Below are 26,878 nucleotides of genomic sequence, written 5' to 3'. Positions count from 1 at the left end.
AGGCTAGCATGGTCAAAACCACTTAGACTTCTTTAGTACCTTAATAAATTTAATGGTTGCTTTTATGAATTTTTGACAAGAAATTTTACGTTTGGTAAGTGGTAAGGTTTATATTTTACAATATCTCAAGCTACTCCCATGAGGGTACTAGAGCTTGCAAAGCGAAGAAAAACAGTGAGGAAATTTTCGAAGGATAGACCTCCAATTGAATTAGTTTTCAAGGCGATTGAGACAGCCAAAGAAGCTCCTAGTGGAATGAACGCTCAACCTTGGAAATTTGTAGTAATTGACAATCCGGAATTAAAGGCCAGAATAAGAGAAGTATGTGAAGTAGAGGAGGAAAAATTCTATGAGAGAATTAAGGGGGAGTTGAAAGAATGGTTAGTGGAGAATGAATTCACTCCAGAAAAACCTTTTCTAACAGAGGCTCCGTATTTAGTATTGGTATTTGGATATACGAAAGCTCCTTATTGGCTTCAATCAGTTTGGATTGCTGTGGGATACTTCCTTTTAGCCTTAGAAGAGGTAGAACTTGGAACAGTTACCTACACTCCTCCAAATACACGGCCAATAGAAGAACTTCTTCAAGTTCCCAGGGAATGGAGGCTTCAGGTAATACTCCCAGTAGGATACCCAGATGATCCGAAGCCAAAGCTAAAGAGGAAAAGTATTGAAGAAGTTGTTTCCTTTAACAAGTTTTAGATTTCCTCAACCTGGGTGGTGTATAAGGTGTAGAAGTATCCTCTTTTCTCAAGTAACTCTTGAGGGCTACCCTCTTCCACGATTTTTCCATCCTCGAGAACTACAATTTTGTCTGCATACTGCGTTATTGTCAAGCGATGGGCAATTATTATGCTTGTTCTTCCCTCCATAAGCTTTAACATTGCCCGTTGTACAAGACTTTCGGTTTTAGGATCTACACTAGAGAGGGCCTCATCTAGAATAACAATATCTGGATCTTTTAGGAGAGCCCTTGCTATGGAAATTAGTTGTCTCTCTCCTACTGACAACAACTTTCCAGCTTCTCCTGCCGTAGTTTCATACCCATTGGGAAGTTTCATTATGAAATCATGGATTCCAAGCTCTTTGCATATCCTAACTACATCTTCTTCTTTTGCTTCCGGATTTCCTATTAGAATATTTTCCATAATGGTTCCTGGGAAGAGATACGTCTCTTGGGGGACATATCCAATCCTCTTCCTAAGGCTTTCTCTACTTATTTTTCTTCCTTCAATGCCGTCGTAGAGAATTCTTCCCTGATTAGGATCGTAGAATCTTAAAATTAGGTTAATCATAGTTGTTTTTCCTGCTCCAGTCTTTCCAACTATTGCAACTTTGCTTCCAGGTGAAATATGGAGGTTAATGTTCTTTAATACGGGTATTCCTTTTTCGTATTCAAACCACACGTTTTCAAATTTTATTTCTCCAGTTAATCTTTCAACGTTAATTCCTTTGTAATCTTCAACGTTTTCATCGTCTAAAATTTCATATATTCTCTCTAATGCCGCTAATGCAGACTGTAAGCTGTCATACATACTTACGACGTTATTAATTGGTCCTCTAAATCTCTGGGCATACTGAATGAAGGCAACTACAACACCTATGCTTACGGCTCCCTTATACGCTAAATATCCTCCGTAGGCTATGACAATTATAACTGAAAGTAGGCTAGTTATGTTCATTAGAGGCCAGAAGATACCCATATATACAGCAACTCTGAGGTAAGCCTTTATAGTTTCTATTGATGCGAGGGAAAAGTCCTTCTCTACATCCCTTTCTTTTCCAAATGCCTTTATGGTTTCAATACCAGCAACGCTTTCTTCTACTATGGTTGATATCCTTGCTATTTTCTCTCTCGTCTCCCTATAAGCTCTTCTCATCTTTCCTCCAAAGTAAAGGGCTATAGCTACCATTAATGGGACGCTTGTCAATGTTACGAGTGTCAGTCTAACATCTAGTAGGAACATCGCTATGATTATTCCAGACAGGCTTAGAATGCTACTAACCCCGCTCAAAAGTCCTGAAACCAAGACATCATTTACCATATTAGTATCATTTATTATTCTAGAAACTAAATCTCCCGTAGATTTGTTCTTAAAAAAATCAAGGTTGGAGATTAACATTTTTTCATGCAATTTACTCCTTAACTCTCTCAGCACTCTTTGACCAAATACCTCAATGTAGTAGGTTTGGAGAGTCATAAACGCCCACTGGCCTATCAACGTTAAAAGGTACAGTGCTGTAATAAACCCCAGGCCTTCCAGCTTCCTAGGGACAAGGTATTCGTCAATTATAATTCTTAAAATGTAGGGAGAAGCTAAGTTTGTTAACGTTAATCCTATTATTGAAAGGAGTATTATTCCAAGTATTTTCTTCTGCCTAGTTACTTCTCCGATGAATCTTTTGATGAGAAAAAGTGTTGAGTTACTCTCCATTTTTCTCACCCTTCATACTTGCTAGCATCTCGCTGAACAGTCCTCCTTTCTTTGCCAATTCTTCGGGGGAGCCTTCCTCAACGATGTTTCCATCTTTCATAACAACAACTCTATCAACTATCTTTGCCAAAGAAAGACGTTGGGAGACTATTATTGCGGTCTTGTCCTTAAGAATATCCTTTAGATCCTCAACAAGCTCTTTTTCTGTTTTGGCATCTAAGTTCGACACGGGATCATCAAGAAGTATAATCTTGGGTTCTAAAAGTAATGCTCTCGCTAAAGCAATTCTCTGTCTCTGGCCGCCTGAGAGCGTAACTCCTTTTTCTCCAACTATGGTCTCGTAACCGTTTGGAAGAGTAGATATAAAGTCGTGGATTTTGGCTATTTTTGCAGCCTTAATAATTTCATTTATTTCGGCATGAGGCTTTGCCAATGCAATGTTTTCTCTAATGGTTCTGTTAAATATGAAGGGCTCTTGGGGAACGTAGGCAACGATTTTTCTCAAGTTTTCTGTTTTTATTTTCCTTATGTCAATGTCATCAATTAGTATCTGCCCCTTGGTGGGCTCGTAAAATCTGGCAATAAGTTTAAGGATTGTACTTTTACCAGACCCAGGAGGTCCAGTTATTAGAACTTTCTCTCCTGAGTTTATTGTCAGATTTATTCCTTTTAGCACTGTTTTCCCAGTGTGATAAGTAAACCAGACATCCTTGAACTCGATTTTTCCTTTAGGATTCTTTATCTCTACAGCATCTGGAGGATCGATAGACTTTGGTGCACTATCAATTATCTCAAAGAGCCTGGAGGCTGCAGCTAAACTCCTTTGTATGTCCCCTATTGTAAATCCTAAAGCTCTCAGTGGCCACATTAATGTTAGCATATATGTCAAGAAAGCTGCAAGTTCTCCCACTGTTAGTAATCCTTCAATTATTCCTTTTCCTCCATAATAAACCATAGTTCCCATTGCAAGCCCTAAAACAAGAAATGACGCATTTCCATAGATTGCCGTTATCCTTGTGGCATCTATGTTGAACTTGTATAATTTCTCATTTTCATTTGAGAATTTCCCCTGAATAAATCTTTCAGCGGCTAGGGCCTTAATTGTCTTTATACCAGATATTGAGGCCGTTGCTACTGAAGCTATGACTCCCGTTTGATGCCTTACCTTGTCATAAATTGGCCTTACTTTTTTTGCATATGTTGTGTTTATTAGGACAACAATGATAATTGTTACAAAGGCTACAGCTGATAAGATTCCACTCATTCTGCTCATATAGTAAAGGGACATTGCTATGAGGAACATAGAGTAAACGAACATCCTAATTCTAAAGGATAGGAATCTCGTTATTCTCTCTGTATCGTTAGTTATTCTACTTATTAGTTGCCCAGAATACGTTTTGTCAAAGAACTCAATGTTATGCCTCTGTATGGCTCTAAAGGCATCCATTCTAAGGTCATAAACAGCGTGTTGCGCGGATTTTACAAGTAAATAACGTGCAGTGAAGCTAAAAGCTCCTTGCAAAACGGCAACTCCCAAAATTATGAGACTATATCTTAGGGCAAATTCATAGTTTTTAGTTGAGATCCCCTTGTCTATTGCCTCTTTTATAAGGATGGGGATTACACTGCTTGCATAGGACATGAATACAACTAATATAATGCCAGTTAAGAATTCCAGTTTGTGGTTTCTTAGGTACCCAAGCAGTCTCCTTAACTGGGATAGTGAGCTGGACATACATCATGATATATTTTCTCGCTACTATAAAAATTTGTTGGTTAAGATATCCATCTACCCGAGTCAAAAAAGTTAAATGGTGATTGTACAAAGATAGCTTCATGAGGATACTTGCAATTGGGTTTTCTGACAGTGAGGTTGAAAAACTAAGAGAGCTAGTTGGAGATGTAGTATGTATCCCCGAATATTGCAAAGATTTAGTAGTCGAGGAGATTATTCAAAGGGATTCACTTGAAGGTAGATGCGATTGGCATTTTCAAAGGTTCATAATCATCCATGGTGCTTCATCCGAAGAGATAAAGAAGATAATCAAAACAGTTAAGACAGCTTTTAATAACGTTATATTTGCAGTAACTACCCCTATCTCTCTAACTTGGAGACTTGAGGAGTTATTAAATGAACTTATTCGCGAACACCAATACTTTATGGCAATGAAAAGCTTTAAATTAGGTTAACATGTTTCTTTTGCCGTGACGTTCTGTTTTATGACTAGTCTTTGCCTGACGAAATCTACACCTTGGCTCTTTGTTTCTATTGTATCATAAATAACAGCGAGGGTATATTCTCCTTTAGTGACATTCCACCAGCAGAGGTCAACAATGTATTCTGCTTCTAAGGTTTCCCTAGGTTTAAGAACTTTTGTTTCCTCTTTAGTTAGGGGAAGGTAAGTTGGTACGGGACCTCTGAATTTCATACTCTCATTTCCCTTATAGAGCTCAAACTTTAAGGTAACAAAGTATATTGGCTTAGCTACTCTGACTGTGGAATTTCCCACATTTTTTATGAAAATCTTTGTTAGAACTTTGTTGCCTTCTTTCTCTTCTATTTTGACTCCTATGCGAAGTATTCCCTCTTTGGACGCTTCCTGTTCTTTTTGAGCTAAACAACCAAGAAAAAGAATTGTTATTCCTATTATGAGCATTGCTTTAAGATTCATAGATCTAGAATTCATATGTTTCACTAAGTTTTTATAAATTTTAATATTTTTAACTGTTGTGGAGAAGTGGGCCCCCACATTTATAAGCTTCTCACAAATATTTTTGGATGTGAGCCACTACTATTCAGAAACTCCTGGTGGGCCGTTAAAGACAAAAACAATTGAAGTCTGCATTAGAGGGTATTGTTTTAAGTTTATAACTGCCAGCGGTGTTTTTTCCTTTGGAAAGCTTGATAGGGGGACTGAACTCTTAATAGAGAGTATGGTTCTAAGGCCTAACTGGAGAGTTTTTGATCTAGGATGTGGTTATGGGCCTATAGGTATTGTGGCCTCTCGATTTGTTGAGTACGTTGTCATGTCTGATATAAACAGGAGGGCTGTATCAATCGCAAGAAAAAATTTAAAAATTAACAATGTCACTAATGCCGAGGTTAGATGGGGAAATCTTTACGAGCCCGTTAAGGGAGAAAAATTCCACTCTATAATTACCAATCCCCCAATTCATGCAGGAAAGGAAATTTTGAGGGAAATAGTTATAAATGCTCCTAAATACCTTCACGATGGCGGCATGCTTCAGATAGTAGTTAAGACTAAATTGGGGGCAAAATTTATTAAATCCCTCATGGAGGACACCTTCACCGAAGTAGTTGAGTTAGCCAAAGGTTCGGGATATAGGGTGTATGCCGGGATAGCCTAGCCTGGTAGGGCGCGGGCCTTGAGAGCCCGTGGGCGTTTGCCCGCCGGGGTTCAAATCCCCGTCCCGGCGCCAGAATAAATCTTTCCGACACAAGTGTAGGGGTGATAAAATGGCTAACTTTAGGCATATAGTTCGTGTGGCGGGAGTTGATTTAGACGGAAATAAGCAGTTAAGATGGGCGCTCACTGCTATTAAAGGAATAGGAATAAACTTCGCTACAATGGTCTGCAGAGTTGCAGGGTTAGACCCATTTATGAAGGCAGGATACTTGACTGATGAGCAAGTAAAGAAAATTGAAGAAATACTAGCTGACCCCGTAGCTCATGGAATTCCTAGGTGGGCAGTTAACAGGCCTAAGGACTATGAGACTGGTAGGGATCTACATCTCATCACTGCAAAACTTGACATGGCAATCAGAGAGGATATCATGAGACTCAGGAGAATTAGGGCATACCGTGGAATTAGACACGAGCTTGGTCTCCCAGTTAGAGGACAGAGAACTAGGTCTAACTTCAGAAGAGGTCAAACTGTCGGTGTTAGCAGGAAGAAGAAGTGAGGATGGGAGGTGTAAGATATGGGTGATCCTAAGAGGCAAAGGAAGAAGTATGAAACTCCACCACATCCGTGGATTAAGGAGAGGCTTGATAGAGAAAGAGTCCTTATGGATAAGTACGAGCTCAAGAACAAGAAGGAGCTTTGGAAGCACGAAACACAACTTAAGAACTTCAGAAGAAGGGCAAGAAGGTTGCTTGCTGCGAGAGGTAAGCAAGCTGAAATTGAGAGAGAGCAATTGCTTGCTAGGCTTAAGAGACTTGGTTTACTTCCAGAGGATGCAGTTCTTGATGATGTCCTCTCACTAACAATTGAGGACATTCTAGAGAGAAGACTTCAAACTATCGTATACAAGAAGGGACTTGCTAGAACCATGAGGCAAGCAAGACAGCTTATCGTTCACGGGCACATTGAAGTTAATGGCCAGATAATAAGGTCTCCAAGCTATCTCGTCCTTAAGGAAGAGGAAGACACAATAACATACGCGAGAACATCTCCGTTTGCTAACCCACAGCACCCGGAGAGAATGATGATAGAAAAGGCTAAGCAAGGTGGTGAGGCATGAGCGAGGAGCAAGTTAACATTAAGAAGAAGGAGAAGTGGGGAATTGCTCACATCTATTCAAGCTTCAACAACACGATTATTCATATTACTGACATAACAGGTGCTGAAACAATAAGCAGATGGAGCGGTGGTATGGTAGTTAAAGCTGACAGAGATGAGCCTTCTCCATACGCTGCAATGCTTGCGGCAAGGAGAGCAGCAGAAGAGGCCCTTGAAAAGGGAATTGTAGGCGTTCACATTAGAGTTAGAGCCCCAGGAGGAAGCAAGAGCAAGACTCCTGGACCTGGGGCACAGGCAGCAATTAGAGCTTTGGCTAGAGCAGGCTTGAAAATAGGTAGAGTTGAGGATGTTACTCCAATACCACACGATGGTACTAGGCCAAAGGGTGGTAGAAGAGGTAGGCGTGTCTGATCTTTTCAACTTTATTTTTGTGGAGGAGGGGAAATGGCCGGAATTGAAGTTCAGATTCTTGAAAAAAAGGAAGATTCTATTAAGTTTGTCTTAAAGGGGGTTCATGTTTCGTTTGCAAATGCACTAAGAAGGACAATTTTAGGGGAAGTCCCAACATTTGCAGTTGATGAAGTAGAATTTTATGAAAACGACTCAGCACTTTTTGATGAAATCATTGCCCACAGATTAGCAATGATTCCACTAACTACTCCAGTTGATAGGTTTGAGTTGGACGCATTAGAACTTGATGATTACACGGTAACTCTCTCTCTAGAAGCTGAAGGCCCAGGGATTGTATATTCAGGTGATTTAAAGAGTGATGATCCGGATGTAAAACCTGTAAATCCAAACATTCCAATTGTAAAGCTCGCTGAGGGACAAAGACTTGTATTTAATGCCTATGCCAAGCTTGGTAGAGGAAAGGATCATGCTAAGTGGCAACCTGGATTTGTGTATTACAAGTACTACACTATCGTTCATATCAGCAAGTCAATCCCCGAATGGAAGGAGCTGAAAAAACTTGCAAAGAAAAGGGGTCTTCCTGTGGAAGAAACTGAGGAAGAAGTACTAGTGACAACAATAAAACCTTTCTACATACCAAAGGATTTCGAAGAGTATGAAGGTAAGGAAATCTGGGAGGAGATAGTGCCAAATACTTACATATTTACAGTTGAAACAAACGGAGAGCTCCCCGTAGAGGAAATAGTATCCATAGCTCTTAAAATCTTGATGAGAAAGGCCGATAGGTTTATAAGTGAACTTCAAAAATTGACCTCTTGATCCCTGCGGGGGTTGCCGAGCCTGGTCAAAGGCGCGGGATTCAGGGTCCCGTCCCGTAGGGGTTCCGGGGTTCAAATCCCCGCCCCCGCACCAGTATTTACGCTCACCCCGCCCTTGTCGGTTTCCCTGCGGCGAGATAAAAAGATAGGGGGAATGCATTTATGAAGAGAACAGGTCCAACTGATCCAAATCTTAGGAGGCTCATTAGATACCTTAGGAAAAAGTCAAATGAATATGGAGTCAAGATATGGAAAGACGTAGCTTGGAGGTTAGAAAGACCTAGAAGGCAGAGGGCAGAAGTTAATGTAAGTAAGATCAACAGATATGCCAACGACGGAGAAATGATCGTTGTTCCAGGAAGCGTTCTTGGAGCTGGAAAGCTAGAAAAGAAAGTTATCGTTGCAGCTTGGAAGTTCAGCGAAACAGCTAGAAGAAAGATCATTGAGGCTGGTGGGGAGGCTATAACAATTGAAGAGCTCATTGAAAGAAATCCGACTGGAAGTGGAGTAAGAATAATGGAGTGATGGGCCATGAGGATTATTAACGCTGAAGGTTTAATACTTGGAAGATTGGCATCAAAGGTTGCAAAGATGCTCCTTGAGGGTGAAGAAGTTGTCATAGTTAATGCTGAAAAGGCTGTAATCACTGGAAACAGAGATGTAATCTTTAAGAAGTACAAGCAAAGGACAGAATTAAGGACATTAACAAACCCCAGGAGAGGACCATTCTATCCCAAGAGGAGCGACGAAATTGTGAGAAGAACAATAAGAGGCATGCTCCCATGGAAGACCGACAGGGGAAGGAAGGCCTTTAAGAGGCTTAAGGTTTATGTGGGAATTCCCAAGGAGTTCCAAGGTAAGGAGCTTGAGACTATTATTGAGGCTCATGTGTCAAGGCTTTCAAGACCAAAGTATGTTACCGTTGGTGAGGTTGCAAAATTCCTGGGAGGAAAGTTCTGAGGTGGTGAATAATGAGGATCATTCAAACTACTGGAAAGAGAAAGACTGCTATTGCTAGAGCTGTTATTAGAGAGGGGAAGGGAAGAGTTAGGATTAACGGTAAGCCTGTTGAGATTATCGAGCCAGAGATTGCAAGATTTACAATCTTAGAACCTTTAATCCTTGCAGGAGAAGAGATTTGGAACAGCGTTGACATAGATGTTAAGGTAGAAGGCGGAGGATTCATGGGACAAGCCGAAGCAGCAAGAATGGCAATTGCGAGAGCTCTTGTAGAGTGGACTGGGGACATGAGCCTTAAGGAGAAATTCATGAAGTACGATAGAACGATGCTTGTAGGAGATCCAAGAAGAACTGAACCTCACAAGCCAAACAGATCTACAAAGGGTCCAAGAGCTAAGAGACAGAAGAGTTATCGTTGAACTCTTTCCGTTAATTTTAAAAACTCTTTTATTATCGAAAACGGATGGGGGCAAGTCCCGTGATTGTACCTGTTAGATGTTTCACATGTGGTAAGGTGATTGGAGATAAATACTATGAGTTTAAAAGAAGGGTAGAAGCTGGGGAAGATCCCGAAAAGGTCCTTGACGATTTGGGTTTAGAAAGGTACTGCTGTAGGAGAATGCTCCTAAGTCATGTAGAGCTAATTGATGACATAATGCATTACAGAGTGTATTGAAAAAACCACCCTTTCTTTATTTAAGTGGGGCCGTGGGGTAGCTTGGCTATCCTCCCGGCCTGGGGCGCCGGAGACCCGGGTTCAAATCCCGGCGGCCCCACCAAAATATCGCAAAGGTGATGAGTACATGTTCAAGTATACGAGGTTTGAGAAAGCTAGGATTATAGGAGCAAGAGCCCTTCAAATTTCCATGGGAGCACCCGTCCTCATAGACGTGCCTCCGGGAATAACACCGCTTGAAGCAGCTATCTTGGAGTTTGAAAAGGGTGTAATCCCAATAACAGTAATCAGACCGAGCTGATGGAAGATGAGCATTATTCAAGATATAATTGGGAGAATTGTCGTTTTAAGGGGAGGACAATACTCTGTAGAAGTTGACGTTGTTACTGATGAAAGTTTTGGTAGGTTCGCTGCTCCCATTGATGAAAATCCTGCCCTCTATATAGCTGAGGCAAGGAGAGCTGTCAGTGAAGTTGATGAAATAATTGGCCCAGAGTTGATAGGGTTTGATGCAATTGATCAAGAGCTTATTGATAGCTACCTTTGGGAAATTGATGGTACTGATAACTTTAGCCATATAGGAGCAAATACAGCACTGGCAGTTTCCGTAGCTGTGGCAAAAGCTGCCGCGAATTCTAGGAATATCTCCTTGTACTCTTATATAGGAGGTACATTCACAACCGAACTCCCAGTGCCAGTAGTTACATTTGGAGCTGATGAAAATTTTGAATATCACGTGATAGTGAGAGACCTCCTGGAAGTCACTGATATCATAGATGCCGTTGTTCGCCTACTAGATTTTTCCCTCTCCTTAGAAGAGCTATCAAAGGCTTCCGAGCAAGTTGGTTTGGAATTAGGTTTGGAGGTTAGCCTTGGTATTACAATGAGAAAAGAGCTGGAAACCGAAAAGGTTCTAGAAATTGTTGAGGACTACAATATTGCTTACATAAAGCCCATTGGAACTCCAGAGCTATTTCTAGAGCTGATAGCTGGCACCCATGGGGTATTTATAGACGGGGAGTACCTGTACAGGAAGTATAACATACTCGACAGGAAGTACTATAACGCATTATCAATAAAACCTATAAACCTGGGAACGCTCACTGATCTATACAACTTCGTGAATGATGTGAAAGCAGAAAAAATAACCCCAATTTTGTCCGAAAGTAAATATGAGCCTGCAGATGAAACTCTACCACACCTTGCCCTGGGTTTGAGATGTCCTGCCATGCTGATCCACATGAACTCTGTTGAAAAAATAAATGAATTGAATAGAATTGCTGAAGAGTTGGGTGAAAGAGGTAGGATAATAACGTTTGAAGAATAGGGGGTGTTGAGAAATGGCTGATGAGTATCTAGTTCCACTCGACCAGTATTTGGCTGCTGGAGTGCACATAGGAACACAGCAAAAAACCAAAGACATGAAGAAGTTTATCTACAGGGTAAGGCAAGATGGACTATACGTTTTAGACGTCAGGAAGACTGATGAAAGGCTAAAGGTTGCTGGAAAGTTCCTAGCAAAATTTGAGCCTCAGAGCATACTTGCAGTGAGTGTTAGACTCTATGGCCAAAAACCAGTCAAGAAGTTTGGTGAAGTTACCGGAGCTAGAGCGATTCCAGGAAGATTTCTTCCAGGAACGATGACCAACCCAGCAGTTAAAAACTTCTTTGAGCCAGATGTTCTAATTGTTACAGACCCAAGAGCTGATCACCAAGCTATGAGAGAAGCCGTTGAAATTGGTATCCCAATAGTGGCTCTAGTAGATACTGAAAATCTATTAAGCTATGTTGACCTTGCAATTCCTACAAATAACAAGGGAAGAAAAGCTTTGGCCTTAATTTATTGGATACTCGCAAGAGAAATTCTCTACAACAGAGGAGAGATACAGAGCAGGGAAGACTTCAAGATACCCGTTGAAGAATTCGAGATGAAGATCGTGAGAAGGTAAATTTTTATTTTTTCTTTACTTTTGTTTCTTGGTGGATTTAATTGTTGAGATGTACAAAATGCAATAGAGTTTATGAAGAAGATTTGAGAATTCAGTGCGAGTGTGAAGGAACTCTGTTGGTTGAAAGAAAGTATTCATCCTTTGCTCCACAGAGAAGATATTTTGACATGAGAAGATATTTGCCCTATCTGCCTGTCAATGAGAGATTTCTCCCCTATCTCCATCCTCCTGTAACACCTGTTAGTAAAGTTAAAAATGTCATATTTAAGTTGGAGTATCTTCATCCCACGGGGTCTTTTAAGGACAGAGGAACTTATGTAACTGTTGCAAAACTTAAAGAGTTAAAAATTAAGGAGATTGTGATAGATAGTTCTGGGAATGCTGCTATTAGCATGGCAGTATACTCAGCGTTCTCCAACATTAGAACTCACATTTTTGTCTCATCTAATACTAGAAAGGAAAAACTCTCTTTGTTATCTTCATTTGGAGCAGAGCTTCATATAGTTGAAGGAGATAGAATGAAAGTTCATGAAGAAGCCGTTAAGTACTCAAGGGAAAACAACATTCCTTATCTCTCCCACTGGTTGAATCCATATTTTCTCGAGGGGACAAAAACAGTGGCATATGAAATCTATGAGCAGGTGGGAGTGCCTGAATATGTTGTAGTTCCAACAGGAAGTGGAACGCTCTTCATAGGAATATGGAAGGGATTTAAGGAGTTGTTTGAAATGGGGGAGATATCTAGGCTCCCCAAAATGATAGCTGTTCAAGCTAAAGGATTTGAAAGTTTGTGTAAAAGGAGTAATAGTGAGGCAAACGTCTTGGCTGATGGAATAGCTATACCTAATCCACCCAGGAAAGAGGAGATGTTTCGGATTATTAAAGAGTCAAATGGGTCGTGCATAAGTATTGGGGAAAGGGTGACTAGGCAAGCTCTTACTGAGCTCTATAGAATGGGATTTATCGTTGAACCTACGTCAGCGGTAGCATACGCGGCCCTTAAATTTTTTGAAGATGAGGGAAAATCCTTCGTAGTCCCACTTACCGGAAGTGGTCTTAAACTTCACAGTTCCTTCTGAAGAAATCGTTAAAATATCTCGCATAACAATATTTTTTGGTGAGAAAGATGATAAGGCGTGCTGTTGTTGCAGGGCAGTTTTATCCAGATGATGCAGAGCTTGTGGAAATGCTCAAAAGGTTCTTCACTGATTTAGGGGAGGAAGGAAACTCAAGGAGAATCACCGCAGGTGTTGCTCCTCATGCGGGCTACATATTCTCAGGCTACACCGCTTCTAGAACATACAAGGCCATATATGAGGATGGTCTTCCAGAGGTCTTTGTGATACTTGGCCCAAATCATACTGGACTTGGTTCGCCCATCGCTGTCTATCCAAAAGGTGAGTGGGAAACTCCGCTAGGGAGAATAAAGGTTGATGAAAAGCTGGCAAGGAGAATCACTGAACTTTCCGAGATAGCAGATTTAGATGACTTAGCTCACAAATACGAGCACTCCATAGAAGTCCAACTTCCATTTATACAGTATTTGGCAGAACTTTCCGGAAAAGATGTTAAGATAGTTCCAATAACCCTAGGAATACAAGATGAAGAAGTATCTTATGCACTAGGAAAAGCAATTTACGAGGCTTCCCAGGAGCTTGGAAGAGATATTGTGGTTATAGCAAGCACTGACTTTATGCACTATGGAGAATTTTATGGCTACGTTCCGTTCAGGGCTAGAGCTGATGAATTACCCAACCTAGTAAAGGAGTGGGATATGAGAGTAATTAGAAGGATACTTGACTTTGATGTAGAGGGAATGTTTGAGGAAATAAATGCTATGAATCATACCATGTGCGGCCCAGGTGGAGTAGGAGTTGGAATAGTCTACTCTAAGCTTGCTGGGGCAATTGAAGCAGAGCTTCTTCACTACACTACGAGCTTTGAAGTTAGTCGGAGCACAGATGCAATAGTGGGATACGCTAGCATAGTAATGAGGAAGGCTTGAGGGGGTTAAGATGAAAGTTATAGCCTCAGCTCCCGCAAAAGTTATTCTTTTTGGAGAGCATAGCGTAGTTTACGGAAAGCCAGCGATAGCTGCTGCCATTGATTTACGAACTTTTGTGGAGGCTGAGCTAATTCGGGAGAAAAAAATAAGAATTGAAGCTCATGACATTAAAGTTCCTGGACTTACGGTTTCATTTTCTGAAAATGAGATATATTTCGAGACAGATTATGGAAAAGCAGCTGAAGTTTTGAGCTATGTTAGAGAGGCAATAAATTTAGTTTTAGAGGAGGCAGATAAGAAAAATGTTGGTATTAAGGTTAGCATAACTTCTCAAATTCCAGTTGGTGCTGGATTGGGCTCTTCTGCTGCCGTGGCAGTAGCCACAATTGGGGCTGTATCAAAGTTACTAGGACTTGAGCTAAGTAAGGAGGAAATAGCTAAGATGGGTCACAAGACTGAATTACTTGTTCAAGGTGCGTCAAGTGGTATAGACCCAACGGTCTCTGCAATAGGGGGGTTTATATTCTATGAAAAGGGTAAATTTGAACACCTTCCCTTCATGGAGCTTCCAATAGTTGTTGGATACACGGGCTCCTCAGGTCCAACTAAGGAGTTAGTTGCAATGGTTAGGAAAAGATATGAGGAGATGCCCGAGTTGATTGTTCCCATATTAGAGGCTATGGGAAAAGTTGTCGAGAAAGCCAAGGATGTAATACTTTCAAATGTTGATAAGGAGGAAAAATTTGAAAGGCTTGGGGTTTTGATGAACATTAATCACGGTCTTTTAGATGCTTTGGGTGTTTCAACTAAAAAGTTGAGTGAACTAGTGTACGCGGCTAGGGTTGCGGGAGCCCTAGGAGCTAAGATAACTGGGGCTGGGGGAGGAGGTTGTATGTATGCCTTGGCACCGAACAAGCAGAGAGAAGTTGCTACAGCTATAAGAATTGCAGGGGGAACTCCTATGATAACTGAAATCAGCAGAGAAGGGTTAAAAATTGAGGAGGTAATTAAATGATCCTTGTAAAAATCGGAGGAAGTGTAATTAGCGATAAAACAAGGAAATTTCACTTCAGAGCAGAAGTAGTCAAGAGAATCGCCTATGAGATTTCGAGATTCTTTCCAGAGGAGAAGTTTATAGTTGTTCATGGAGGAGGAAGTTTTGGTCATCCTCTCGCCCAGAAGTTCCGAATAAGGGATGGGCTGAAGGATTATTCCAGTAGGCATGGGTTTGTTGTTACTCACTTGGCAATGGTAGATTTGGCTTCAAGAATAGCCAAGTGCTTTTTGGAGCAGCACGTTCCAGGATTTCCAATATCGAGTTCTTCTGTGTTTATAACTTCTCGAGGAAAGATCGTGAGTGGGTACCTTAATTCGGTGGAAGAGGCAATACGGAGGGAATTCGTTCCAATTTTATTTGGAGATGTATCATTTGATGTAGAGAAGGGGATAGAGATAGTTTCTGGAGATGAAATAATGGTCTATTTAGCTAAGCATTTCAAGCCTGAAAAAGTTATATTTCTTATGGATGTTGATGGATTGTATACAAAGTTTCCAGGAGGGGAGCTGATTAGAGAAATTAGTGCTAGTGAATTGAAAGAGCTACTAACAAAATTAGAGGGCTCTGCAGGAATTGATGTAACGGGGGGAATAAAGAAGAAATTGGAGGCAGTGAGTGAGCTAGTCCATTATACTGAGGAGGTTTGGCTTATCAATGGTTTAGTCAAGGATAGACTTTCAATGGCGATAGTTGGAAATGGTATCGGGACTATTGTTAGACCTTAGCTTTCCACTTTTCCTTTCATCTTTTCTTGCAACTCGTAAAGTTGTGCGATTCTCTCTATTGTATCTGCATCTTCTGGTCCTTTATCATCTCTAAGTGCAACGAACCTTGGGAACCTTAATGCAAATCCACTTCTGTATTTTGGACTCTTCTGAATTTCTTGATATGTCACTTCAATAACAACTTTGGGCTGGAGCCAGACTCTCTTTCCTTCCTCTTTTATAATAAGGGGCTTTAGCATCTTCGTAAACTCAACTAAGTCATCATCTGTGAATCCACTTCCCACTTTTCCTACCTCTAGGAATTCTCCTGTTTCTGGATCATATGCTCCCAGGATGAATGAACCAAAGAGATGGGCTCTTCTTCCCTCTCCCCATTCTGCTCCTATGATTACTAAGTCTAAGTTCTCCATTGTAGGCTTTATCTTCAACCACTTCTTCCCTCTGTTACCTGGTTCGTAGACTGCATCTAGCTTCTTGGCCATCAATCCTTCATGTCCCATTTCGAGGGCTCTTTTGTAAAATGCTTCTGCCTCCTCAACATTCTTTGTTATCAGGTTTTCTGCCACCTTTATTTTTTCATTCTGCCTTATTATTTCTTCAAGCGTTCTTCTTCTATCTATGAACTTAGTGTCAATCAGACTTTGCCCATCAACGTAAAGAACATCAAATAAGTTGAGCTCGAGAGGTATCTTTTCCATCATTTCTTCTATGTTATGCTTTCTCCTAAACCTTCTAAGCACATATTGGAAGGGCAATGGTCTTCCGTTTTCTCCAATTGCCACAAGTTCTCCTTCCACTATTGCCTTTTCAGGTATTATTGCCTCTTTTAGAGCCTCAACAATTTCTGGAATCGCTCTGGTGACGTTCTCCAGTCTTCTAGAATAGACTATAATTTTTGAGCCATCCTTGTGCACCTGCACCCTTGCTCCATCGTATTTAATCTCGAACTCTGCCTCTCCACCCATCTCGAGAAGTGCATCTCTTATGCTAGCAGCTTGCTGGGCAAGCATTGGCTTTATTGGCTTTCCGAGTTGAACTTGAACTTTTGCTAGCCCTTCATTTCCTTCAAGCTTTGCTATTTTAGCTACATATCCGAAATCACTCGTTAGCATGTAAGCTCTCTCAACAAGCTCTACCTTTACGTGGAATGCCATTGCTATTGCATCTCTAAGCAATCCTTCTGCAACTCCTGTTCTCATTGTTCCTAAGATTGTACGAGCAAGATACTTAGCTTCTAAAGGTTCTGCGTCCATGAACAAATCAGCAAGATATTTTACTTTTTTATCTTGACTCCCTTCTCCCGTTGTCTCTGCAACCTTTACAAGGGTCTGATATACCCTCTTTATTGTAAGGGGTTGAGAGAAAAAGCTTTTCTGCTTCTTTTTCTTTACAGCTAGTGCTATACTTTCTCCAAGGTCTCCAGTGTCTTTTACAGAATCCTCAATTTCTTTTGCATCGATTCCAGTAGCCATTGATACGGCTTTAATTAACAACTTCTCGCCCACTCCTAGTTCCCTTTCATCCCACTCTGGAAAAACTTCTCCAAGAATTAAGTAAGGAATGAACTCTAAATGATCATCTGGTACTTTTTTCAGGAAGTCGGCGACAAGTCTAGTCTTTATAAGTTTCATAGTTGTCTTTTCTAACTTTTGATAAAGTTGAGCAAGCTCTAGATACCTCATCTTTGCCCCCCACTTAGAAAGATAGTCAAAAAAAGTATAAAAAGAATATGTTAGGCAAAAAATCCATATGATCACTTAAGTTCATTCATAGTACCTCTCCTAGTAGCAAAAAAGTTTAATAAGCGTGAGTGCATAGAATTGGGAGGGGAGGATATATGAAACTCATTGGAGAGCATAAGGCAAGGAAAGGTTTGATAAGAATAGAGATAGAGGAAGAAGATGGAATTGCAAGGAAAGTTCTAATAACTGGTGACTTCTTCGTATATCCTGAAGAAGCTATTTTTCAGTTAGAAAATGAGATGGAAGGTAAGCCTGTTTCTGAACTTGAAGGAATTATTGAGGACTTCTTCTCTAGAAGGCATGATGTTGAAACCCCCTATGTAAATGTAGAGGATTTTAAGCTGGCCCTTAAAAAGGCATTGGAGGGCAAAAAATGAATGTTAAAAAAGTCTTTGTAATTCTAATTTCTGTATTTCTATTTGGAACCTTTGTTGGGGCACTCATTGGCTACTACAATCCAAAGGTAAGTGAGGAAGCTGTTAGAGGAATTAAAGAGATTTTGGGTGGGGGAAATAACTTCCTATTAAACTCTCCATTCAAGATGTTTGTGTTTATATTCCTAAACAACACCAGAGTGGCTATTCTTTCTGCACTTCTGGGAATAGCATTTGGTATAGTGCCACTTCTGATAATGTTCTTTAATGGTTTAGTAGTTGGGGTTGTAGTTGTCCATGTATCTCGTTCACTCCCAATAACAAAGGTTTTGCTTTCGATAGTTCCTCACGGGATAATAGAAATTCCTGCCCTAGCTTTGGCTGGAACAGCGGGTATTCTCTGGTTTTCAGAAATTCTACACGGAAAGGGTAGCTTCGGGGCAAGAGTTCAAATAGGATTTAAAAAAATGCTACGGATCCTGGGAATCTCAATAGTTCTTCTCCTTATAGCTGCTTTTATAGAGGCCTTCATAACTCCCAAGCTCGCTGGACTCTAGAACTTTTTCTACCTCATCTAGTATTGCATCGACAGGGTTTTCCATTGATGCCATTGTTTCTCTTATGAACCTCCTGTAGGTTGTGTTTTTCCTAATTATTTCCCAGGTCTTTGTTGCAACTTCTATGGGGTTTGTTGAGTGGAAAAGTACTCCTTTCTTAATTAGCCACTTGGTCACTGCCAATAGCTTCCCAGGATAAGTTGAAATTGCTGGAGTTCCTAAAACCAATGCTTCTCTATTCATAGTTCCTCCAGCTCCAATCATCAACTTTGCATAGTAAAGGAGGCTGTGCGTATCTAGAACTTTTGAGGGAATTATCACATTATCAAATTTTTCAAATATTCTCCCTTGTTCTTCTGTCCTTGGGAAGAGAACGATTGGGATATCTGGAAGAAGAGGTATTATATCTTCCAAAATGCTTCTCTCTTTATCCCCATTAAAGTAATTAGCCTTAATTGGCTCTGGTCTCATAACTATATATGAGTATTTCTTAAGGCCAAGCTCCTTTAGAGGATCTTCACTTGGAATAAAACCGTAAACGTTAGCTATCTCGGCTATTCCATTTACGGGTCTTAGGGAATCTAAATCAGCTCCGCATTTTAGCAGATCATAGACACTAATTGGGGAAGGATAAAGGAGTCTAGTTGTGAATGGGAACATGAGCTTGTTTTGAGGAACTGCAGTTTCATTATCAACGAATCCTATGGAGGGAATCCTAAGACCAAATGCAATTCTAGGAGCCTCAGGATTGTTCTTATAAATTGCAATATCTGGTTTTTCCTCTATAATTAGCTTTGAGAGCTTGTATACTCTTTCAGCGCTAGCTAGCAGTTTTCCCTCGAGTGTGGCTCCTCCATGCTTTCCAATTACTATGTATTCTATCCCAAGCATGTCAAGTATTTGAGTTAGACCATCAAATTCCCTAGTTGTGACTAGCACGTCAAATCCTCTCTTTTCCAATTCCCTAATTACACCTTTGAAAAAATGAGCATGAGGGGCATTCATTATATCTATCCACACCTTCATTTTACTCAACCATAATTTATGGGGCTGTAGAGCGTTAAAAGGGTTTTTAGATGATAATGTTTCCTTCTTGATTTTTTAAGCTTTCACATAATTTCTTTTTGTTTCTTTGTGCTTTTAATCTCTTATTTTTTCAAAAATTCCGACTTAAGTCCTGAACTTTGTAAAAGCAGAGATATTATCAGAATTTTGTTGTTTCATGAGAATCCTTAAATTTTGTGTTCTATTTGATAAGCTGGGGGTTAGAATGAAAATCGCGGTTATAGGATTAGGTTACATAGGGCTTCCCACTGCAATAATGTTTGCTGAAGCGGGATATGAAGTGATTGGGTTTGATGTAAAGAAGGATGTTGTTGATAGAATAAATTCGGGTAAAGCTCACATAGTTGAGCCTGGTATTGAAGAAAAGCTGAATAAAGTAGTTAAGGAAGAAAGGCTCAAGGCAACTACAAAGGTTGAAAAACTTAGAGGAGCAAATGCATTCATAATATGTGTTCAAACACCATTAGAGGGAAACAAGCCAAATTTAATTTACTTGGAGAACGCAATAAGATCTATTGCGGAAGTAATTGATAGAGGAGCCTTAGTAGTTATAGAAAGCACTGTGCCCCCTGGGACTACAATAAAAATGGCTAAGCTTCTTGAAAGTTTGACTGGGTTTAGAGAAGGTGTAGACTTTTACATAGCTCACGCGCCAGAAAGAGTAATGCCAGGTAGAATATTCTATGAGCTGGTTCACAATTCTAGAGTGATAGGAGGGGTTAGTGAAAAGGCCACTGAACTAGCCGTGAAGTTGTATAAATCCTTTGTGAAAGGGGAGATATATGCTACAGATGCAACTACAGCCGAAATGATAAAGCTCATGGAGAACACTTACAGAGATGTAAATATCGCCCTTGCAAACGAGTTTGCACTTCTTGCTCATCAATATGGTGTAAACATCTTTGAGGCAATAAGAATTGCAAATACTCATCCAAGAGTAAATATTCACTTCCCAGGGATAGGGGTTGGAGGTCACTGCTTGCCGAAGGATCCCTACCTATTGTTGTCCAACGCTAAAAAAGAATTTGGGCTGATAAGACTGGCTAGGAAAATAAATGAAAACATGCCAAAGTTTGTAGCAACTCTGCTTTTTGAGGCCCTAGAAGAAGGGAAAGTTGATGAGAGAAATGCAGTTGTTACAGTTCTAGGTCTAGCTTATAAAGAGGGGACAGATGACATAAGGAACTCTCCTGCGTTGACCTTTGTAGAGCTTATAAAGGATAGAGTTCTAGAAGTTAGAACTTACGATCCATACGTGGGAGGAACACACAAAAGCTTAGAAGATGCCATTATGGAAGCAGATGCAGTAGTTATAGCTACATCTCATCAAGAATTCAAGGAGTTAAATTGGGAAGAAATAGGGAGGTTAATGAGACACAAAATATTGATTGATGGAAGAGGAATAGTTGAAAATCCTCCAAAAGGCTTCATATTTAAGGGAGTGGGGAGAGGGGATGTATGAAGCCAGCTATAATTTTTGGTACGAGACCTGAGATAATAAAACTCTCTCCCGTAATAAGGGCTTTTTTGGAGAAAAATGTTAAGCCACTACTGATTCATACTGGTCAACACTATGATTACGAGATGAGCAAAATATTTCTTGAAGAGCTAGAATTGCCAGAGATAGACTATCACTTAGAAGTTGGTTCTGGTACTCAGGCTGAGCAAACAGGAAGTGCAATGATTAAAATAGAGAAAGTTTTGATGAAAGAAAAGCCTGATGTCTCAATAGTTCAGGGTGATACAAATACTGTGCTGGCAGGAGCTTTGGCAAGCGTAAAGCTTCTAATCCCCGTTGCTCATGTGGAAGCTGGATTGAGAAGTTACGATAGGACTATGCCCGAAGAAATTAACAGAATATTAGCTGATCATGCGAGTGAAGTTTTATTCGCTCCAACAGAGGAAGCCAAGAAAAATCTTGAGAAAGAGGGAATAGTTGAGAATGTGTACGTTGTGGGAAATACAATAGTCGATGCCGTTCTTCAGAATTCTGAAATTGCAGAAAGAAAAAGCAAGATTCTCAAAGAATTGGGACTCAAAGAGAAGGAATACATATTGGTGACTGCACATAGAAAAGAAAACGTTGATTATAGGGAAAAGCTTGAAAAATTAGTGGACATTTTGACTTCTCTTTCGCTTACAGTTGTTTATCCAATGCATCCCAGGACTAAAAAGAGGCTTGAAGAATTTGGGCTAATTAAGAAGCTCAACAAAGACAACATAATAATAACTAAACCTCTAGGATATCTGGATTTTTTGAAGCTCGAGAAAAATGCGAAGATTATAATGACTGACTCGGGAGGAATTCAGGAGGAGGCCATAATATTGGGTGTCCCCTGCCTGACACTAAGATACAACACAGAAAGGCCCGAAACAGTTAAAGCTGGAGGAAATATTCTAGTTGGATTGGAAAAAGAAAGAGTTCTCTACTATGTAACCAAACTTCTTGAAGATAAAGAATTCTATAAGAAGATGGCCTCAGCAAAGAATCCTTTTGGAGATGGAAATGCTGGAAAGAGAATAGTGGAGATTTTGCTGGAATTAAAGGCTAAAGGAAAGTTAAAAGTTAGATCGTCTAACTTTCTAGATCCCCTCGAATAATCTTTCGGCTAAAAATGGTGGTAATCCTGCTTTTATAATTTTCCTTGCCGCAGTTTCAACGTCGTATTCAACTCTAAAGAACTCTACTTCTCCATTTTCGTAGATTATTGCATAGCTGGTCCTCCAATCTCCATCTCTTGGCTGTCCTACTCCTCCTGGGTTTATAACTCTCCTCTTTCCAATTATTTTAAGCATTGGAACGTGAGTATGTCCTACAATAAGATCATCTTCTTTTATATACCTTAAACAATCGGAAAATTCGGAATCTGGGAGCCATGGAAATAAATATTCATCAAGAGGAGCCCTTGGAGAGCCGTGAACCATGTGGTAGCTTCTCCCTTCATATTCAAAAAACGACCTTACGGGTAATTTTCTTAAAAATTCCAGGTTTTCTATGCTCATAACTCTCTGGTGCCATTTAACCGCTTCCCTGGCATAAGGATTAAAACCCCAGTCAATTCCAAATGCAACGGCATTATCGTGGTTGCCCCTAATGCACAGAATTTTCCCTTTCTTGGATTTTTCTCTGATGAACTCAACAACTTCATTTGGACTTGCTCCATAACCCACTAAATCACCAAGACACACAACAAAATCAACGTCTTTAATTTCTTTCCAAACGGCTTTTAAGGCTTCCAAGTTTGAGTGAATATCAGAGATAAGAGCAATAGGCATTTTAAATCACCTTCATCAGCCCTGGCTGTATTCCTCATCGCGTAACGCTCAGGCCGTAGGGAAAGTTCATCATAAGCCCGCCATTGTATAATTAGAATTCCAACTTATAAATTTAAACTTGTGTTCCTACATAGATCCCATGTCTTGTCCTCACAATTCTAACTTTTATCTTGTCTCCAATCTTCGCCTGGGTGTTAATTACTTGAATTAACCTATCCCTAGCTTTTGCAAGCATTTCTCCTTCCATTCTCCCAGGGAGAACAACTTCAGCTCTAACTACTTCTCCTCTCTTAAATGCTAAGGGGATGAAAGGTCTGGGATGCATGCCAAAATGGTGGGGCTTTAGAACTAAAGGTTTCATTCCCGTCTTCTCTTCAAGCATTCTTAGCCACTCATAGAATTCTTTGAATGGTATTGGTTTTGCTATAACGGGATTTCTTCCAAACTTATAGGGAACGTAGTTTTGAAAGCCTAATGCAGGCCACTTTTTTCCAGCCCCTATTTTTCTGGCAAACTCAATAAAAGCTTCGGCTTCATTATCATTAATCCCAAATATTATTACTGGAGCTATTAGCACATCTATTCCAGCATTAACCAAAGCCTCAGCCATCTCTAAAACATGATGTAAGTCGTAATTTTTCATTCCCATTAGCATCTTTGCCTTTTCTGGATCCAGAGAATGAATTGATAAGTTAACCCTATCTAAACCAGCTTCCGCAAGCTCTTCTACAAGCTTATCATCCAAGAGAACACCATTACTTTGCATAGATATTACAGAAACGTGGGGATGAGATCTTAGCTCTTGGACGAGCTCTACTATATAAGGATAAAGAAGTGGTTCACCCTGAGCATCTAAGTGGGCCTCTAGCCCCTTTCCTTTTTCCTTTGCAACCCAATCAAACCATTTCATTAAATAATCAACGTCGACAACAAAATCTAATTTTCTCGTTCTCGAATAGGGCCCTTCGTCTACAGAACAAAATATACAGCTTAAGTTACACCCGGTGGAACCCCTAACCTGAATTAGATTAGTTCCCCTGTCTATTAATCCAAATGCATTGTAGCCTAGTAAGGGAACATCCATTCCTTCGTGAATGTATAAGATTTTTCTCCTGGTGAACCTGTTTCTTAACCTTTCTCCAAGGTAGTTTTGAATAAAGAATGTCACAAATTTCTCAACTTCCTCATTGTCAGTATTTATAGTTAAATAGCCATCCTCGACTTTTATTTCTGGAGAAATCCTGAATTTTCTTTTTATTGCCCTTTCAAGTTCTTTCTTTTCATAATCCGCAATTAAAGTTCTTCTCCAAACTAGCCTTATTGTGTCATCATGCTCTTCAAAGTATGAGTTTGGGAGTTTAATTCTTATCATCTTGTCAACATGTATAGACAAAGCTTTTTAGGTGTTAGCATTTTTTCAGATAGGGGTAGAGTTATGAAGCTAGATAAATATGAATGTCTTCAGGATTTAATGAGAAGGAGAGGATTTGCCTGGGGAAGCTTTGAGATATATGGAGGAGCGAGAGGATTTTATGATTATGGACCACTAGGGGCGACAATAAAAAGAAAAATAGAGAGAAAGATTAGAGAGGCCTTCATAAGAGAAGGATTCTTTGAGATTGAAACTCCAGACATAACCCCAGAGCAGGTATTTATAGCTAGTGGTCACGTTGAGAAGTTCGTAGATCCGTTAGTGGAGTGTAAAAAATGTGGGGCTAGATTTAGAGCAGATCACCTTATAGAAGAAACTCTTGGAATTGACGTTGAAGGGAAGAGTGCTGATGAAATGACTAGGATAATCAAGGAGCACAACATAAGATGTCCTGAGTGTGGAGGGGAGCTGAGTGATGTTTGGTACTTCAACTTGATGTTCGAAACGTATATAGGACCTTATAAGGATAAGAAAGCATATTTGAGGCCAGAAACGGCCCAAGGGATCTTTGTGAACTTTAAGAGGTTAAATGCATTTGCTAGAAACAAGTTGCCCTTTGGAGTTTTCCAGATAGGTAAAGCCTATAGGAATGAAATATCCCCAAGACAGGGAATGATTAGGCTTAGAGAATTTACCCAGGCTGAAGTGGAGATATTCTTCAATCCTAATGAGACTGAGCATCCTCACTTTGAGGAAGTTAAGGACGAAGTTCTGAGATTATATCCAATAGAGCACCAGCTGAAAGATCTTGGAATGATTGAAGTAACAGCTGAAGAGGCCGTGAAAAAAGGTTATGTTATGAACTCCTTCTTTGCGTATTATATGGTTATAATAAAGAGAATACTGCTCGATATAGGAATTCCCGAGGACAAGATAAGGTTTAGGCAACAGCTCCCAGAAGAGAGAGCTCATTACTCTGCCGACACCTGGGATGCTGAGATATACAGCGAGAGATTTGGATGGGTAGAATGTGTCGGGTTAGCTTATAGAACCGATTATGACTTAAGTAGGCACATGAAAATGAGTGGAGCAGATTTGACTGTGATGATTCATTATGACAAGCCAAAGATAATGAAGAAGTTAAACATAACATTGAACATGAAGAGAGTTGGGCCAAAGTTAAAGGAGAAAGTGAAGGAGATAAATGAGAAGCTTAAGTCGATGTCCCAGGAAGAGCTACGTAAGTTAGTTGAGGAACTTAATGCAAATGGAAAGGTTGTTATTAATGGATATGAGCTTGAGAAGGAGGACTTTATAATCAAAGAGGTGGAAGAAAAAATCCAAGGGGAAAAAATTGTGCCCCATGTTCTTGAGCCAAGTTTTGGAATTGATAGACCATTCTACCTCCTTCTTGAGAACTCACTAACTGTTGACGAAGATGGGAGAGTTTACCTAAAGATAAAGAAGGACATGGCCCCAATTGAAGTTGCAGTTCTGCCTTTAGTTGCAAAAGAGCCTTTGACAACAATAGCCTATAAGATTTACAGGGACTTACAGAAGGAAGGATTCATAGTGGTTTACGACGAAAAGGACAGTATAGGAAAGAGATATATGCGCTACGATGAAATTGGAACTCCTTACTGTGTAACTGTAGATAATCAAACGCCGGAAGATGGAACAGTCACGATAAGAGATAGGGATACTAAAGAACAGATAAGGGTTAAGATCGAAGAATTGCCAAGAATATTAAAGGAGTTAATTTTTGGTTAAATCTAATATTTTTTGGTGAGGAAATGAGGAAAATTCGTCTGATATATAAGAGGCCCCCAAACAGAGTTATCATGAGAGAAGATGAAGTATTAGAGGACTTTGGTAATGTTATAGTGGCAAAATCAGAATTCACGGGCATGTTAGCTCCTCTAAGGGTTAATGGAATCGAAGTTATTAATAATGGATACAAGATGATATATTTTGCCTTTATTGGGCAAGATTTTGACATATTAAAGATTTATGATGCCGGTGGTAACTTCAAAGGTTTATATGTGGATGTTTTAGACTACACGAGAAGAGAAGGAAACACAATTGAGATGCTGGATTTATTCTTGGATATTTTTATCTTCCCAGGAGGGGAATATTATCTGCTTGACGAAGATGAGTTAGAGATGGCGTTTAATTATAGAATAATCTCCAGAGAAAAGTTACTCAAGGCTTACGAAACTGCAGAAAGAATCATTAGCCAAATAAAAAGGGGAGAATTTCCTCCTAGAATTGTTTGGGAGTACTCATTGTAAATCTTCTTCATGTTTGGCATTTTCTGATCTCTTTATTTCTTTGGGTGGATGAAATCCCTTTAGCTCTTTAAATGTTCCCCACAACCTAAGGAGTTCCTTGTGGACGGAACTTCCGACTGGAATTACAATTATGTGGGCCGGAGGATGAATGTCTCTTATCCTCCCTATTGCCTTTGATGCAGGTAAATCAATTTGGGCGACAACGTGAGCTTTGGCCTTTTTCCTGGGTTTTTCACCTACTATCTGCTCAAATGCCCAGTCAGATAAAGCTGGAGGTATTATTCTAGGAGTCCCTCTTATTTTCATTCCTCCATATCTAACAAGATCAGCTAATGCTGTTAGTGCTTTATCAAAATTGTCTGTTCTAATTAACACTATCGTGTTCAGCATTTTGATCCCTACTCTAAAGTTATGTCACTATCTTTTAAAGTTCTCTAAGACTGAATACAAAACGAGACATTAAGTAACTTGGCTGGATCTCTAGATCACTAAGACGATGCCATCTGCAAATCAAGATACTTTGTTAAAACCTTGTTAATCTTTTATCTCACTCATAAAATCTTGCAAATTGATGCCCTCTCACGATACTGTTAGGATAAGCTGTGGGGTGTCAGGTTTAAGTTACTGGCAGTACTTTAGAAAAAGAAGGGGGAACATGAAGTCTGAAACCATTATTTACT

General features: G+C 40.0%; 32 protein-coding genes and 3 tRNA genes. 27 read left to right on the top strand and 8 right to left on the bottom strand.

Features of this window, described 5'->3' with window-relative positions; genetic code table 11:
- The first annotated feature begins 138 nt into the window (after positions 1-138).
- On the top strand, positions 139-702 hold the full coding sequence (locus tag PWP39_RS03650) for a nitroreductase family protein (RefSeq protein WP_011012802.1): 564 nt from the start codon (positions 139-141) through the stop codon (positions 700-702).
- Here PWP39_RS03650 and PWP39_RS03645 read toward each other — a convergent pair.
- On the bottom strand, positions 699-2,435 hold the full coding sequence (locus PWP39_RS03645) for an ABC transporter ATP-binding protein (RefSeq protein WP_011012801.1): 1,737 nt from the start codon (positions 2,433-2,435) through the stop codon (positions 699-701). The two genes, PWP39_RS03650 and PWP39_RS03645, sit on opposite strands and share 4 nt — an antisense overlap.
- Positions 2,425-4,170, bottom strand: coding sequence for an ABC transporter ATP-binding protein (locus PWP39_RS03640; RefSeq protein WP_011012800.1), 1,746 nt, complete (start codon positions 4,168-4,170; stop codon positions 2,425-2,427). Before PWP39_RS03640 ends, PWP39_RS03645 begins: the two co-directional genes overlap by 11 nt.
- A gap of 101 nt (positions 4,171-4,271) precedes the next feature.
- On the opposite strand from PWP39_RS03640, the gene PWP39_RS03635 reads away from it, so the two are divergent.
- Entirely contained in the window at positions 4,272-4,625 is a 354-nt protein-coding gene (locus PWP39_RS03635; RefSeq protein ID WP_011012799.1) for a DUF3783 domain-containing protein, read from the top strand.
- Here PWP39_RS03635 and PWP39_RS03630 read toward each other — a convergent pair.
- A complete protein-coding gene (locus PWP39_RS03630; RefSeq protein WP_014835590.1) occupies positions 4,622-5,122 on the bottom strand; it encodes a hypothetical protein in 501 nt (166 codons plus the stop codon). The two genes, PWP39_RS03635 and PWP39_RS03630, sit on opposite strands and share 4 nt — an antisense overlap.
- 94 nt (positions 5,123-5,216) lie before the next feature.
- Between PWP39_RS03630 and PWP39_RS03625 the strand changes: the two genes are divergently transcribed.
- The 19 genes from PWP39_RS03625 to PWP39_RS03535 all read left to right on the top strand — a co-directional run bounded on the left by PWP39_RS03625 (position 5,217) and on the right by PWP39_RS03535 (position 15,521).
- Positions 5,217-5,804: a class I SAM-dependent methyltransferase gene (locus tag PWP39_RS03625; RefSeq protein WP_011012797.1), complete on the top strand. Its 588-nt coding sequence runs from the start codon at positions 5,217-5,219 to the stop codon at positions 5,802-5,804.
- A tRNA-Ser gene (locus PWP39_RS03620) sits at positions 5,790-5,876 on the top strand. Before PWP39_RS03625 ends, PWP39_RS03620 begins: the two co-directional genes overlap by 15 nt.
- Before the next feature lie 37 nt (positions 5,877-5,913).
- Positions 5,914-6,360 carry a 30S ribosomal protein S13 gene (locus tag PWP39_RS03615; RefSeq protein ID WP_011012796.1) on the top strand — a complete coding sequence of 149 codons (447 nt, stop codon included), beginning with the start codon at positions 5,914-5,916 and terminating at the stop codon, positions 6,358-6,360.
- 18 nt (positions 6,361-6,378) lie between these two features.
- Positions 6,379-6,921 (top strand): 30S ribosomal protein S4, encoded by a 543-nt coding sequence (locus PWP39_RS03610; protein WP_010867652.1) that lies wholly within the window; start codon positions 6,379-6,381, stop codon positions 6,919-6,921.
- A complete protein-coding gene (locus PWP39_RS03605) occupies positions 6,918-7,331 on the top strand; it encodes a 30S ribosomal protein S11 (RefSeq protein WP_011012795.1) in 414 nt (137 codons plus the stop codon). Before PWP39_RS03610 ends, PWP39_RS03605 begins: the two co-directional genes overlap by 4 nt.
- Positions 7,332-7,364: 33 nt before the next feature.
- On the top strand, positions 7,365-8,150 hold the full coding sequence (locus PWP39_RS03600; RefSeq protein WP_011012794.1) for a DNA-directed RNA polymerase subunit D: 786 nt from the start codon (positions 7,365-7,367) through the stop codon (positions 8,148-8,150).
- Positions 8,151-8,155: 5 nt separating this feature from the next.
- Positions 8,156-8,243, top strand: a tRNA-Leu gene (locus PWP39_RS03595).
- A gap of 68 nt (positions 8,244-8,311) precedes the next feature.
- A complete protein-coding gene (locus PWP39_RS03590; RefSeq protein WP_011012793.1) occupies positions 8,312-8,674 on the top strand; it encodes a 50S ribosomal protein L18e in 363 nt (120 codons plus the stop codon).
- A gap of 6 nt (positions 8,675-8,680) precedes the next feature.
- Entirely contained in the window at positions 8,681-9,109 is a 429-nt protein-coding gene (gene rplM / locus PWP39_RS03585; protein ID WP_011012792.1) for a 50S ribosomal protein L13, read from the top strand.
- An 11-nt stretch (positions 9,110-9,120) separates the two neighbouring features.
- The gene (locus PWP39_RS03580) at positions 9,121-9,528 is read left to right on the top strand and encodes a 30S ribosomal protein S9 (RefSeq protein ID WP_011012791.1); all 408 of its coding nucleotides are present in this window, start codon (positions 9,121-9,123) and stop codon (positions 9,526-9,528) included.
- 59 nt (positions 9,529-9,587) lie between these two features.
- Positions 9,588-9,785 carry a DNA-directed RNA polymerase subunit N gene (locus PWP39_RS03575; protein WP_010867658.1) on the top strand — a complete coding sequence of 66 codons (198 nt, stop codon included), beginning with the start codon at positions 9,588-9,590 and terminating at the stop codon, positions 9,783-9,785.
- 26 nt (positions 9,786-9,811) lie between these two features.
- Positions 9,812-9,888: transfer RNA gene (locus tag PWP39_RS03570), tRNA-Pro, on the top strand.
- A 24-nt stretch (positions 9,889-9,912) separates the two neighbouring features.
- Positions 9,913-10,086, top strand: a complete 174-nt coding sequence (locus tag PWP39_RS03565; RefSeq protein ID WP_011012789.1) for a DNA-directed RNA polymerase subunit K — start codon at positions 9,913-9,915, stop codon at positions 10,084-10,086.
- A 6-nt stretch (positions 10,087-10,092) separates the two neighbouring features.
- Positions 10,093-11,112, top strand: a complete 1,020-nt coding sequence (locus PWP39_RS03560) for a hypothetical protein (protein ID WP_011012788.1) — start codon at positions 10,093-10,095, stop codon at positions 11,110-11,112.
- A 13-nt stretch (positions 11,113-11,125) separates the two neighbouring features.
- On the top strand, positions 11,126-11,734 hold the full coding sequence (gene rpsB / locus PWP39_RS03555) for a 30S ribosomal protein S2 (protein ID WP_011012787.1): 609 nt from the start codon (positions 11,126-11,128) through the stop codon (positions 11,732-11,734).
- A gap of 41 nt (positions 11,735-11,775) precedes the next feature.
- Positions 11,776-12,813, top strand: a complete 1,038-nt coding sequence (locus PWP39_RS03550; RefSeq protein ID WP_011012786.1) for a pyridoxal-phosphate dependent enzyme — start codon at positions 11,776-11,778, stop codon at positions 12,811-12,813.
- 47 nt (positions 12,814-12,860) lie between these two features.
- Positions 12,861-13,739: an MEMO1 family protein gene (locus PWP39_RS03545; RefSeq protein ID WP_011012785.1), complete on the top strand. Its 879-nt coding sequence runs from the start codon at positions 12,861-12,863 to the stop codon at positions 13,737-13,739.
- Between the two features lie 10 nt (positions 13,740-13,749).
- Positions 13,750-14,754 carry a mevalonate kinase gene (locus tag PWP39_RS03540; RefSeq protein ID WP_011012784.1) on the top strand — a complete coding sequence of 335 codons (1,005 nt, stop codon included), beginning with the start codon at positions 13,750-13,752 and terminating at the stop codon, positions 14,752-14,754.
- Complete coding sequence (locus PWP39_RS03535; RefSeq protein WP_011012783.1) at positions 14,751-15,521, top strand: isopentenyl phosphate kinase; 771 nt, start codon at positions 14,751-14,753, stop codon at positions 15,519-15,521. The genes PWP39_RS03540 and PWP39_RS03535 overlap by 4 nt, the downstream gene beginning before the upstream one ends.
- Here PWP39_RS03535 and PWP39_RS03530 read toward each other — a convergent pair.
- Positions 15,518-17,203 (bottom strand): ATP-dependent DNA ligase, encoded by a 1,686-nt coding sequence (locus PWP39_RS03530; protein WP_288072677.1) that lies wholly within the window; start codon positions 17,201-17,203, stop codon positions 15,518-15,520. The genes PWP39_RS03535 and PWP39_RS03530 overlap by 4 nt on opposite strands.
- A 155-nt stretch (positions 17,204-17,358) precedes the next feature.
- Between PWP39_RS03530 and lplB the strand changes: the two genes are divergently transcribed.
- Positions 17,359-17,640 (top strand): lipoate-protein ligase small subunit, encoded by a 282-nt coding sequence (gene lplB / locus PWP39_RS03525; RefSeq protein ID WP_288072675.1) that lies wholly within the window; start codon positions 17,359-17,361, stop codon positions 17,638-17,640.
- Complete coding sequence (locus PWP39_RS03520) at positions 17,637-18,194, top strand: stage II sporulation protein M (RefSeq protein ID WP_011012780.1); 558 nt, start codon at positions 17,637-17,639, stop codon at positions 18,192-18,194. Before lplB ends, PWP39_RS03520 begins: the two co-directional genes overlap by 4 nt.
- Here the strand turns inward: PWP39_RS03520 and PWP39_RS03515 are convergent.
- Positions 18,126-19,220: a DUF354 domain-containing protein gene (locus tag PWP39_RS03515; RefSeq protein ID WP_011012779.1), complete on the bottom strand. Its 1,095-nt coding sequence runs from the start codon at positions 19,218-19,220 to the stop codon at positions 18,126-18,128. The two genes, PWP39_RS03520 and PWP39_RS03515, sit on opposite strands and share 69 nt — an antisense overlap.
- Before the next feature lie 244 nt (positions 19,221-19,464).
- Here PWP39_RS03515 and PWP39_RS03510 point away from each other — a divergent pair, with 244 nt between their 5' ends.
- Complete coding sequence (locus tag PWP39_RS03510) at positions 19,465-20,721, top strand: UDP-N-acetyl-D-mannosamine dehydrogenase (RefSeq protein WP_288072666.1); 1,257 nt, start codon at positions 19,465-19,467, stop codon at positions 20,719-20,721.
- Positions 20,718-21,860, top strand: coding sequence for a non-hydrolyzing UDP-N-acetylglucosamine 2-epimerase (gene wecB, locus PWP39_RS03505; RefSeq protein WP_288072664.1), 1,143 nt, complete (start codon positions 20,718-20,720; stop codon positions 21,858-21,860). The genes PWP39_RS03510 and wecB overlap by 4 nt, the downstream gene beginning before the upstream one ends.
- Here the strand turns inward: wecB and PWP39_RS03500 are convergent.
- Entirely contained in the window at positions 21,843-22,535 is a 693-nt protein-coding gene (locus PWP39_RS03500; RefSeq protein ID WP_288072662.1) for a metallophosphoesterase family protein, read from the bottom strand. The two genes, wecB and PWP39_RS03500, sit on opposite strands and share 18 nt — an antisense overlap.
- Before the next feature lie 112 nt (positions 22,536-22,647).
- Positions 22,648-23,907 (bottom strand): radical SAM protein, encoded by a 1,260-nt coding sequence (locus tag PWP39_RS03495; protein ID WP_288072659.1) that lies wholly within the window; start codon positions 23,905-23,907, stop codon positions 22,648-22,650.
- A 63-nt stretch (positions 23,908-23,970) separates the two neighbouring features.
- Here PWP39_RS03495 and glyS point away from each other — a divergent pair, with 63 nt between their 5' ends.
- Together glyS and PWP39_RS03485 are read left to right on the top strand one after the other, a co-directional pair.
- Positions 23,971-25,677 (top strand): glycine--tRNA ligase, encoded by a 1,707-nt coding sequence (gene glyS, locus PWP39_RS03490; protein WP_288072656.1) that lies wholly within the window; start codon positions 23,971-23,973, stop codon positions 25,675-25,677.
- 23 nt (positions 25,678-25,700) lie between these two features.
- A complete protein-coding gene (locus PWP39_RS03485; protein WP_288072654.1) occupies positions 25,701-26,198 on the top strand; it encodes a ribonuclease FAU-1 family protein in 498 nt (165 codons plus the stop codon).
- Here PWP39_RS03485 and PWP39_RS03480 read toward each other — a convergent pair.
- Positions 26,190-26,588 (bottom strand): DUF356 domain-containing protein, encoded by a 399-nt coding sequence (locus PWP39_RS03480; RefSeq protein ID WP_288072651.1) that lies wholly within the window; start codon positions 26,586-26,588, stop codon positions 26,190-26,192. The two genes, PWP39_RS03485 and PWP39_RS03480, sit on opposite strands and share 9 nt — an antisense overlap.
- Positions 26,589-26,878 lie beyond the last annotated feature (290 nt).

Source organism: Pyrococcus sp., assembly GCF_030153625.1.
Taxonomy (GTDB): Archaea; Methanobacteriota_B; Thermococci; order Thermococcales; family Thermococcaceae; genus Pyrococcus; species Pyrococcus furiosus.
Note: the sequence above shows the minus strand (reverse complement) of the source record. Positions and strands in the feature narration are given on the sequence as shown.